Annotated in this window: 7 protein-coding genes and 1 tRNA gene; 5 read left to right on the forward strand and 3 right to left on the reverse strand. The window is 46.3% G+C overall.

Annotated features, from left to right (window positions below; translation table 11 throughout):
• The first annotated feature begins 71 nt into the window (after positions 1-71).
• A tRNA-Met gene (locus tag P272_RS0103585) sits at positions 72-148 on the forward strand.
• A gap of 654 nt (positions 149-802) precedes the next feature.
• Here P272_RS0103585 and P272_RS09415 read toward each other — a convergent pair.
• Complete coding sequence (locus P272_RS09415) at positions 803-1525, reverse strand: hypothetical protein (protein ID WP_029678183.1); 723 nt, start codon at positions 1523-1525, stop codon at positions 803-805.
• Between the two features lie 252 nt (positions 1526-1777).
• Between P272_RS09415 and P272_RS09420 the strand changes: the two genes are divergently transcribed.
• A complete protein-coding gene (locus P272_RS09420) occupies positions 1778-1972 on the forward strand; it encodes a hypothetical protein (RefSeq protein WP_172636701.1) in 195 nt (64 codons plus the stop codon).
• A gap of 641 nt (positions 1973-2613) precedes the next feature.
• The gene (locus tag P272_RS09245) at positions 2614-3546 is read left to right on the forward strand and encodes a hypothetical protein (RefSeq protein ID WP_155804971.1); all 933 of its coding nucleotides are present in this window, start codon (positions 2614-2616) and stop codon (positions 3544-3546) included.
• 2016 nt (positions 3547-5562) lie between these two features.
• Here P272_RS09245 and P272_RS08610 read toward each other — a convergent pair.
• Positions 5563-7089, reverse strand: a complete 1527-nt coding sequence (locus tag P272_RS08610) for a DUF2130 domain-containing protein (RefSeq protein ID WP_044097731.1) — start codon at positions 7087-7089, stop codon at positions 5563-5565.
• A 1243-nt stretch (positions 7090-8332) separates the two neighbouring features.
• On the opposite strand from P272_RS08610, the gene P272_RS09250 reads away from it, so the two are divergent.
• The gene (locus P272_RS09250) at positions 8333-8902 is read left to right on the forward strand and encodes a hypothetical protein (protein WP_155804973.1); all 570 of its coding nucleotides are present in this window, start codon (positions 8333-8335) and stop codon (positions 8900-8902) included.
• Between the two features lie 321 nt (positions 8903-9223).
• Entirely contained in the window at positions 9224-10231 is a 1008-nt protein-coding gene (locus P272_RS0103605; RefSeq protein ID WP_029678184.1) for an aldo/keto reductase, read from the forward strand.
• A 443-nt stretch (positions 10232-10674) separates the two neighbouring features.
• Here the strand turns inward: P272_RS0103605 and P272_RS0103610 are convergent, their stop codons facing one another.
• Positions 10675-11679 (reverse strand): LacI family DNA-binding transcriptional regulator, encoded by a 1005-nt coding sequence (locus P272_RS0103610; RefSeq protein ID WP_029678186.1) that lies wholly within the window; start codon positions 11677-11679, stop codon positions 10675-10677.
• Between the last annotated feature and the right edge of the window lie 125 nt (positions 11680-11804).

An 11804-nucleotide genomic window follows, 5' to 3' on the forward strand; every position in this document is an offset into this window, starting at 1 on the left:
CATTCCCACACACGGACTTGACAAGTGCGCTGGAATCCGTAATATAGATAACTGCTGTGTTGAACAGCCGACGCGGGGTGGAGCAGTTCGGTAGCTCGCTGGGCTCATAACCCAGAGGTCTCAGGTTCAAATCCTGACCCCGCTACCAGTAAGTTATTTAGCCCAAAAACTAATCCTTGTATTACTCTAGTTTTAAGAGTTTATTTATATATTTGAAATGGATTATATAGCGTCATCTTTTGAGTTTCCGTATGTAGCTCCCCCTTATATCCAGCTCCCATTAAATGAAACAAATAATGACCAATAATTGTGGACAGTTCAGCCTGATTCGTTCCCTCCCATCCCCGCTATACAAACGTCAGTACTCGCAATAGCACTCAAAGCTGGCGTTTATATTTTGTTTTTTGTGTCGCAGTTTCATTGCTTAACCGCAATGAAACTGTAAATCAATCGCCAAAGTCTCCCCTTAGGAGGAAATTACATCCTTTTCGGTGAGATATGGAGTATAATTTTACTGCATAACTTCATATCCATTCGATAACTTTGAAAGTACAAAGATGTCTTCTCAGTCTCTTTGTCGAATCAGATTTAGCTTGCAGTCTTAGAGAATTGCTCTATCATTTTAAAGAAACTTTACGGCCGTATAGTTTACACTTAGTAAGATAGATTCAATTTCGCATATATCAACAAAATCAGAAATTAAGGTTGAAATTTACCCTTCCTTGTGAATATATGGAGATTGAAAAGGAGTTTATTGCAACAAAGAAAACTAGTTAAAGTTTTCTTGACTTAGTGAAAGCGTTCAAGGAACGGGAGTGTGTGGTTCGTTATTGTTTTCAGAAAGCATGCCTGTGCCCACCACTACATACTTATAGTGGTTTGCACCAAGCCAGTTTGTAGCATTATCAAACGCTGACATTTTGTCTTTAGTGATGTCATGAATATATCTACGCCGATCACCGGTTACTGCCTCATCAAAAAGTTGACCTCCGGCGTATTCTTCTTTTTTCTTCTGTCTTCTGGTTGGTTTTGAATACAGCTGGAGCAAATATGTTGTGGGTATGAGTTCGCTAAGTTTGAATCGTTCGAATCTGATTGTCTTCGAGTCGCTGTGAGTAACGTATTCGAGTACTACTGTGGCGTCTTCTCCTATGTTCTTACATGGTATATTCATCGATTGCCCCGGCATGAGAATATTACTAATCGTCTCATTCCTGAGAGACATCATTTTGAACGACACCTCGCAGCTCTTCATCCATATCATTTGGATGCACATGCCAGTCGCTCCGATATTTTGGATACGAAGATACGATCCCTGTTTAAGCAACTCGGTCCCTCGTTTGGCAGTCCAAGTCCCAATATTTGCGATGTCGGGGAAAGCATCAACGATACGTGACTTGTCTTTAGCCCATTTCCATGCCGTTATAGCAAATGTTACGCACGTTGTAACAGACGCAATGAGACTGACTATCGATATACCGAAACTAGCCCATTCAACCCAAGTCGTAATTTCTCTCCCTCTCATCTATTCTTACTACCGCATTTCGAGTTTAGAGCGGCTGGTGGCCTTAATGCAATGAAGTGGAACTTGAGGTAGCTCTATCGAGTCAATATTGCATCGTTTATGTATCCGGCGGCTGTGATTCTAGCTGTGATAAATGTGCAAGACTTCTAGCAGAACAAGACGAACAGGGCGTGGGGAGGAGGGCATGCCCTTAGGCGCTGTGAGCTAAGTTCAAGCTGTTTAGCAGCTTATGCTGTCCCCGAAACCATTCGGATGGGCTGGAAGTCGGAAACGAACAACAATGGGATTGTCAGCGGTGGCAACAATCCGCTCAGCTACGTCTCAAACATGCTGCAAGACAAGCTTTCTGCAGATAGTCTACTGAACGAGGCAACATCGGGTGTCCTGAATGACACCATCAAGAGCGCGAATGTAATTCGCAAGCTCGGCCGCACGCATCCGCGTTAGACGGAACAATTCGTATCGATACGCATGTCCTTTAATCTGATTTAAAAGTACAAAGTACACTGTCTGTAGAATCGTAAAGCACCGTGCCATAGTTTGTTTACCAGATTAAAAGCGAGCTGTTTTGAGACTTCCACTAAAAGCCTGAGGGCTTAGCGAACCGAAGAAGCACATTACAACAAGTACGGTGGAACACCTTCACTCAACTGGAGCATTCCATCGCAACCATCAACTTGAGTTCGCCCACTCCTTTAAAGCCATGCTGCCTTAGCTCCGTCATATAGCGCCAAGGGAACATCAAAGCCGGCAAAGAATGTAATACGCGTTTTCGTTCCCATCACCGAAGCCCCGCCAACCAAAGGTGAGTTTCTCATCAGACATTGGTCTGAGCGACAGCTCTATTAGGTGTATAAAAGATTATACAGTCAATACGATTTCTCAGAAGTTATATGTATGCTCAATATGCAATTGGTTTTTACTTGTACAAACTCTTCGACCTTTCTGTAAACAAGCTGTTTTAGGTATATACAAGCATTTCAACATACACATACATTGTTATAACTAAGAGTATTATAACCCGAGTGTTTAGCATCGATTGTTTAGAAGCTATTCCATTCAGCTTACTGAAGGATAGGGTTGATAACATGTCTTCTAATAAACATAATGCAACAACCGAACGTAAGGCGCGCTTAGGAGCAATTGCACAATGGGCAAAAGTAGGGGTACTAAAACCACGCGAGCTGTTTTCAATTGAAGAAATATTCATGAAAAGAGTCGAGGCGAAGACCAACACCTTTTTCAGACCCATACAAATCGGCGAGCTCAATTCGGTTGAGTTCAATCGACAACTGAGTTATCTGATCGATGCCTTTGATTCTCTTCCGGGACGAGTTGATATCGCTTTCGATTCAACGTGGAAAGCATTCGAACTCGAAACTAGAGAATTTGCTCCGCGACAAAATATTACTGATCGCCTTAGAACCATTGCCGAAGCTGTAGATAAAGATGTTATTGATTTGATTTGTTCGAACTTTCCCGTTCAATCATGCGAATACCTTTACAAACGACTTATCTCTGACGTCGTGGATAAAAACGTAAATTATGGTCTTAAAAATAGAATAAACTATTCAAAAAATAATCAACAAATTTGCCAACTTTTAGAGCATTTAGAATTAAAATATAAGAAAGGTTCTAGTGTAACACGCAGAAATGGTGCTCTACTAATTCGCCGAGCATTAGAAGGTGAGCAGCTCAAGTTAGCGAACAGCTCGGGTGTTACTTTTGTTACCTTGGGCAGCAATTCGAAGACACAAATCCTTATTTCGCTCTTCCTATATACTGCCAGGAACGAACGAGTCCACGGTTCTACTTTTTCACCCTTTATCAGTAGTGCGGCAAGCCTCCGCACATACACGCATCCTTACTTTGCATTCCTTGCGACCTATTATCTGCTAATATCTCTTTGGAAGAGAAAACATCCTCAAGTGCTGATATTAAACCAAGGCTCAGTGATTACGTCCTTAAAGGAAAATATAGAAATAGCAAGAAAGATACTCGGAAGCAACTGGAATAACTAACCAGTTTGATAATGAGCGAAACTCATTTAGAAAAGGTAACAGTCTAATAAAGCTACTCTTTTGATTTGTTTATCATAAACCTCCAACAACTGAACAAATTGCAGATACTAGACATCGAGCGCTTTAGTTTTTTAATATTACTTTAGTGTTGAGGTATTTCATCAGGCAGCAGCTCATAATCTGATATAAATAAACAGTCTGAAACAGACAAACGGTTTCTAACTTATCGGATGTTCTGTCCGTTGGATTATTTTGCTAGGAGCGATCATATGATCTATGCCGATAACAAGATGCTTGTGTTGCATTTAGCGCTGAATCTTCAACATGATTTATTCTTTTTCTTTCGAAGTATCCCGGTGGGGGGGGGGGGGGGCAATTCAAAGTTATATTTTTGTCCCTCAAAGTCGAGTCTAGATTAAATGCTCTTGGTGTCATTAACTCCATACACGAGCTATTTAATTTAAGCAAAACTGAGTTTCTAAAAGTGGCGACGGTGCCTATTCTGTTACAGTTCCACTCGACTTCTCATCTGTACGCAAATTGGTGAACTTTCATTCTAATGAAACCTCTTCCCATACCGAGGAACTTCCTTTGTCTTCGACTAAAGCTGCCAAAGAGCTTCTTCTCTACAAACAGCAGAATCGGACATTTAACTATGCCCCGAGCATTAGAGTCTCGAGTAGCAACTGCGCACCACGCTCCAGGAATACAACATCCTAAATCAACATTCTAACTATCATGATAATTGCTCTTCAGATCCTAGATTGTCTCTTAAGAACATAAAATATCTTATACTTACCATGATACTTATCAGTGACGCGATGCTTAAAGACCTGAGTAATCTAAGACCAAATACCGAGCCCACTCTTACACCCCTATAACTTCGCAGAACCATACTGCAGTAATTTTACTATTTTGCTCGTCGCTCCTAATTCTTGGGCGAACAAAATCGGACGCGCTTTGATAATCTTCCAATTTAATGATCTCACCGATCTAGTTCGAATCACTTGATATCTTCCCACGAGTTGCAAAGGTTGTGTCCGGCCAATCATCCGAGCTATCCCTCACGCCTTACTTACAACACAACCTCATAGACTCTTCGTGTATAGGAATTAAAGGTATGTTATGGATGCATTCATTTTCAAGTTTACTTTTTTAGTAATCGCTAGAGCTGAATCAATAATTCGACTTCCGCCCAGATAATTTGCAATCTAACTAATCTTCATGACCAGACCATCACATTTTAGTGGCTATATGGACAATGAGCGTTAACGTCTCAAATTAAGCTGAAAGATATTCGCCTGCTTTGGACGCGTACACAATTTGCTAATTTTGGTATTGTCAAACTTCTGCTTGTATATAATTAGCCGCGCCTTTAATGAGGCTTTACTCTCCCTGACCACGAGACGACTACAGCTGATGTGGTAACCCGTGTGTCATTAGTATCAGTTTTACTCAAGGAAACTACATATGTCTGAATTTACATTCGATACTTTACTCTGAATTACATTACTTAGACATCCTTCACCTATGAATTCTATTTACACTTAATAGAGCTAGAAAAAATGACCAGTAGTAATAAGCCGATTCTGTATTAAAATCAGATAAATTTGCAATTCTACAACGTTCATCATTCACTGCTAACCTATGTTTATGTGTGAGACCACATTCTTGCAATTCTACCAACACGGCTTTAAATTCGAAATCTAATGCAATCAGAGAACGACTAACGCTGGCTTTTGATCTTTCTCATACCAGTCTTTGTATACACCGTATACACTCTGACGAACACAACTTATGAATCGCGTGGACCTGGACTAACTGTTTCAAGATTTAGTTCTGAGATTATTGACCGTATTCATCCCTTATTGTTTTACCTTTTCCACAGATTTACTGTTTTCTCAAATTAGATTCTTATAGACTGCGTGGCGTAACAGTGATAACTACGACGACTCGAACGTAAACGAAAGACAGCCTCTACATCCAGTTCCTTACATAGATGCACCGTTCATGGTCTCAGGCTCCTATCGCCTTCGACTTCTTTACTTCGTCGAACTTGGCTTTCATAGTCTCATTGTTTCTGGTCAGTCTTCGTATAGTTACGTCCTGCGCCTTGTTGTTGGCCAGACGAAGCTGGTTCTCGGAACCCAGCAGGGCGTCCTTGATCTTGTTCAGATGACTGATAGATTTGTCGATCTCCTCCACTGCGGTCTTGAACTTCTTCGAAGCGATATCATAATTGCGGCCAAAAGCGCTCTTGAAAGACTCCAACTCGTCCTCAAAATGCGTTATATCGATGTTCTGCGCTCTCTCCTCTTCAAGTTCGTTCTTGTATTGCAGAGAGTTCTTGGCGGCATCACGAAGCAGGGTGATTATCGGTATGAAGAACTGCGGGCGGACGACATACATTTTCGGGTAGCGATAGGAGACATCCACGATACCCGTGTTGTACAGGTCACTGTCAGGCTCCAGCAGGGAGACCATGATGGCGTATTCGCAGTCCTTTTCCCGCCTGTCCTTGTCGAGCTCCTTGAAAAAGTCCTCGTTCTTATGCTTGGTGGAGGTGGTGTCCATCTCATTCTTCATCTCGAACATGATGGACACGATCTCCGTGCCGGAATCATCCTTGTCACGGAAGATGAAGTCGCCCTTGCTGCCCGTCCGCGCATCGTTGTCCTTCTCAAAGTAGGCATTGGTGAAGGCCGTGGACCTCAGTTTATTGAATTCAATCTGGCAATGCTGCTCAAGCGTCTCCCCCACCATCTTGGTGGACAGCTTCGCCTTCAGATCACGCAGCCGCTCAATCTGCTCGTCACGATCCTGGATCTGGACCTCGTAACGCTCCTTGAGGGACTTGGCCTCGACCTTGCTCTGCAGCTCCGCCTTGTCCAGACTGCTCTTCAACTCTGCTATCTCGGAATCCTTGTCCGCGACGACCGCCTGCAGCTGCGATTTCAGCTGCTCCTTGGAGAGCTTCTCCTCTGACTCCTTTTCAAGCCGCAACCTCTCAAGCCTACCCTTGAAATCATCCCTCTCCTTCTCCACCGGACTCAAAGCCTGGGCAAGCTCCTGCTTCTTCTGCAACTCAAAAGCATCAAGCTGATTCTGCAATTTGACGATCTCGGCCTCTTTGTCCGCAGCCGCCTTTTGCAGCTCGCTTTTGGAATTGGCCTCTGCCAGATCGAGCGCTTGTTGCTTCTCCGACTCGGCCTTATCCAGTTTGGCGCTCAGATCGTCTTTCTCCTTCTCGACCTTCCGCAAGGCTTCTGAAACAGCCAATTCCTTTGCAGCCTGCTCAGATTCCAGCTTTGCCTGCAGCTCCTGTATCTGGGCATCCTTGGCGCTTTTGGTCTTCTGCAAGATTTGCTCGGCCTGCGCCTTGTCCAGTTCGCGGATCTTGCTATTCTCACGTTCAGTCTGCTCAAGCCGTTCATGAAGCTGCCTGTCAAAATCCTTATCACGAACCTGCTTCAGGATATCGGCATATCCGGCCTCGTCAATGGTGAATGCGGTTCCGCATTTGGGACAAATAATCTCGGGCATACACAATCCTTTCTTTCCGAACCTGTGTTAAAAACCACTCTTGCTCTAAGCAGTCTGCACTAAAAACCGAGTACCTACGACACTTATTAAAACTATATTTGATATACGGTAATGCCGTTACAAGCATTCAATAATCATGGACCAAGTGATGATCTTCCTGATTGCTCCGCAGGCTCGGCGATAGTCTCCCGCCTGTCTCGCAGCCTCGAAAGCTTCTGCTACAATCGGTTTTTCAATGCCAACCGCCTCGGCAATCCACAGCAACGAGGCAGCATTCTCCAATTTGTTATAACAATTTTTGCACTTTTATTTGGCTTCTGCCGGGAATAGGCGCCCGATCCATGGGTTGTATTATTTGCAAACCACTGCACCATATGCTGCTTTTCCGTCCTTGCACGACTATCCGGCGAATTGCCCACCTCGTGAAGATACTTATCGGAATACGGATAATGCGGGCGCTTGAAACGCAACAAATATGAAAAAACACCACAGCTTATATCGTTTCCACTTGCCACGTGAGCCTTCTTCATTAAAGGTTAGATTCAACTTTTATCTTGATTGTATCAGCGGGAAATAATGGCGCAGGTGCCGTTGGCAATTAGTCTGATGGCATTGCTCAGGTCACATCTATGAGACTGGCAAATGCGTTTGTGCTGGCTACCGATTTCTGGCCGAGTGTGCTGGAATCGCCAGCATTTTCATCAGTGTCACCCTCAAACGACTAGGCAGGGGCAGGGGGGGGGGGGTACTCTGGACCCCGCTTGCCACGACTCTTGTAGGCATCTGATCGATACAGGCCCCTTTGGCTTACACACTGCATCGCACCTACAAGCTCATTCTGTAAAACGGTATATGCAGTCGCCAATCTGGCATGCTGGACCATTTACATAGATAGAGCTATAAAAATTTTCTTCGCTCTCGCCTCTTTTGATATTGACTGAGTGCATGACTGTTGAGCTGATCTTTAATTTCGAAGCGGCTTTCTTATTAAACTCCTTCTTAATAGATGCACATCTTTACTTAAAGCGCTATCAAGATCGCCTGAGCGTGAGGAATAGGTCTCGAACCCATGGTTCATGGATAATTAACCATAGACGAAAACAGCAGTAGTTGATTTTAGCTTAATAATATAAATATTCAGACACGGTTATTATGCGTTTCCGAGCGATATAGATACGATATAATTGAATTTGCAGAGTTGCACCATCACAACGACTCATAGTGATGTTACAAAAGCACTCGAATGAATGCAGCAAATCATAATGGCAAAAAAAGGGGCAAAGCAATGCAACTATTCTCCGTCGATGCACAAGTGGAAATAAATGTACCACCTGTCAATCAGCCTTATACAAAGCCGTCTCTTGCTATCGATTTCATGACTGAAAACAAAGAGGCCGAAAAGCTAATTACGAACGAATCACCACTTTATGATTCTGGTATGTGTGATGTAGCTTGGCGAATACATGGTCCGGCTAAAAACGAGACATGCTTTGTACTGTTTCCAGGAAAGGACAATACAATTCGTTCCTCTATTTCTAATAATCTCGATACTCCTAAAACCAACTATTTCATAAGTCAGTCTCTTCCTTATTTGGATACACCTTCAGAAAGCAGAGTGCACTTATTCTCTTATTACGTCTGTCCTAAAAATCATCATATTTATTGGTTATACCGTGGAATTTATACCTTGGCAAAGGAATTCAAATCTACTTTGTCCATTGACCAGAGTACTTCCTCGCTTCATAGAACTAAGCTACCCATAACTGGGAACATTCCCGTATATCTGTCTTTATGGTCAAGCACGATTGAATGATGCAGCAATAACTGAATCACTATAAAAGTTAAACGATGTACTTCCATTACTCTTCTTAACGTGCATTTTGAAAAGCCCGCTTTGACTTTAATGGAAGTACATTAGCATGCTTACACGGTTGATATCGATAACGCACAAACATTGTAATTTTCAAATTGAACTGGCTCGGAGCACACCAAAGTAGGCTTAAGCGTTCATCAAGCACAGAACACCTTCCACCCAGTGATCTAAACACCACAGCTATCTCACAAGTAGACTTCCACCGACTCAAACTTGCTAGCATGATTGCATCAGCACCAAGGAAGGCCAAGGGGGCTCATCATGCAATACACACAACTGGGTAAAACGGGCATCAACATATCGAAAATCTGCGTGGGGTGCATGAGCTTCGGCAAACCAGGCACCATGCACGACTGGACATTGGATGAGGAAGGGACTGACGCGGTCGTTGCGCACGCACTCGATCTGGGCATCACCTTCTTCGATACGGCCAACGGCTACTCCGCCGGGACCAGTGAGGAATATCTGGGAAAGGCGCTTAGAAAGCATACAAGCCGCGACCGGGTGGTCATCGCCTCCAAGGTCTATTTCAATGAGGGGCGACTTTCATCCAAGGCCATCCATCGGGAGATTGATGGAACGCTCAAGCGACTGGGCACCGACTACCTGGACCTCTACATCATCCACAGGTTCGACTACGAAACCCCCATCGAGGAGACCATGGAGGCGCTGAACGATCTGATCCAGGCTGGCAAGGTGCGAGCGCTGGGCGCCTCAGCCATGTACGCCAGCCAGTTTCAGGATATGCAGAAAGTCGCCCAAGACAACGGCTGGACCCCTTTCAGCGCCATGGAAAACCATTACAACCTGCTCTACCGGGAGGACGAGAAGGACCTGATACCCTTCTGCAGAAAGACGAACGTCTCGCTCATGCCCTACAGCCCTCTGGCCGCCGGACATCTGACAAGGCCTACCTGGACCGCCGACACTCTGCGCAGCGCCACTGACAAGGTCTCGCGCGGCAAGTACGACCGGGCCGAAGACAACGACCTGGCCATCATTGACCGCGTACAAAAAGTGGCGGAGCAGCACAATACTCCGATGGCTCAGGTAGCCATAGCCTGGCAGTGGGCCAAAGGCGTTGCTTCACCGATCATCGGAGCCACCAAAGCCCGGCACCTTGACGATGCGGCGGCCGCACTGGATTTGAAACTCACACCCGAGGAAATCGCCTCCATGGAGGAGCCCTACCTGCCACATGAGACCGTGGGAGCCATCGACAGCAATCCTCCCCAGGGCGTGGTGTTGCTGGATGCAGAAGAGAATTGACTCTGCCAACATCCCTCCGCGTCAGGACTTTCTACGGCAAACGCTTCGAAGTCGGCTTCCCCAGCTGTGTGGAGGTCTTACGCACTGCAGAACCAACAGCAGTGGCGCCAAACATAGTGCGGACATCTCGCTAAAAGTCCGATCCCGCAGGAAACGCGATGAGCCGGAATCTCCATCCAACGCGCTTTTGTGAGGTGCAAGGCCATGGCATGTCCTTTCTTCATCAAGTGGGATACGAGACGCCGAAAGGATCATGATCGCTGACGCTGGAAACCAGACCAGACGGCCTATGGCTGGATTCTGAGCGGCAGCTCCGGCACTGGTCATGGTAAGAAGAAAATTTGTTAAATAAAAAAGTTGCTGACAGTTAAAGAGTGAAAGACTCGCTTGTGTCAGTAAGGTCGCAATTGTATGACCCTCTGAAATCTGCCGACGGACTGGCTTTACAACGGCATTCTGGTAGAGGCTCGCTGAACAAGCGTACCCTTGACATATTCGATGCCCTGGTGATCTCGGCCGTCCAGCATATCAGCCAGGCAGCTGGCCGCCCTGGTACCGATGGCCTTCAGGTTCAGGTCAACGCTGGTCAGCGGGGGACGCGAGTTGCCGACAATGACCTGCCGATTGTCAACCCCAACCACCGATACCCTATCCGGCACGGAGACTTGGCGATCATGCAGGATATCCAGACATCCCCGGGCTATCTCGTCGTCGCCGCAAGCCACCCCATCGAAGTCGATGCCCTCATCCAGCAAGCCAACCATGGTGCGACGTCCGGTCTCTTCGTTCCAGCCTCCATACCGAACCGTACGCACGGGCGCCAACCCACGGCTATCCAGTTCGGCCATCTCGCCCTTGAGCCGTCTGACCGAGGACTGGAAGGCCGGATCACCAGCGATCAGCACGATTTTTCTAGATCCACCCTCGACCAGATGCCGGACCATCAGCCGCCCGATATCCTCGTTGTCAGTGACGACCGAGCAGTCATGGGGATCCAGGGACGCCTGGTTGGCATAGACAACCGGCACCGGGCAACTAGTCAGCGCTGGCCGCGGATCGGTACGCCATCCGACCATCAGCAGACCTTTGACGCCATAGGCCAGCAGATTGTCTATGTGGTGCTGTTCAAGAGCCGGGTCCCTGCCGGCGTTACAAAGAAAAACAGGGATGGACTCGACCCCGAAGTAGCTTTCCGCGCCAATCAGGATGGGCATGGAGAACTGTCCATCCAGGTCCGATGTGACCAGGCCCACCGACTTGGGCAGGCTTGGGGGCTGGGACTGCTTCTGACGCTCATTGAGCGAGAAGGAGAGCTCCGCGGCAGCCTTGAACACCTTGGCCCTTGTCGGGCCGCTGACCTGTGCGCTGTTGCGCAACGCCTTGGAGGCCGTGGACACAGCAACCCCTGCCTTGGCAGCCACGTCGGCCAGCGTCACTTTCTTGCTCATCGGATCGCCTCCCGGCTCTGCTGTACTGTAAGCGTCTCCAACCATGGTAACGGAATGAAGCGGCCGCCATGCTCTCCAAGTCGCGCTTATTTTTTCCTTATTGAAAATTTTCCTAATCCGATGTT

It is taken from the genome of Bifidobacterium sp. 7101 (genome assembly GCF_000499285.1).
Classification (GTDB): domain Bacteria; phylum Actinomycetota; class Actinomycetes; order Actinomycetales; family Bifidobacteriaceae; genus Bombiscardovia; species Bombiscardovia apis_A.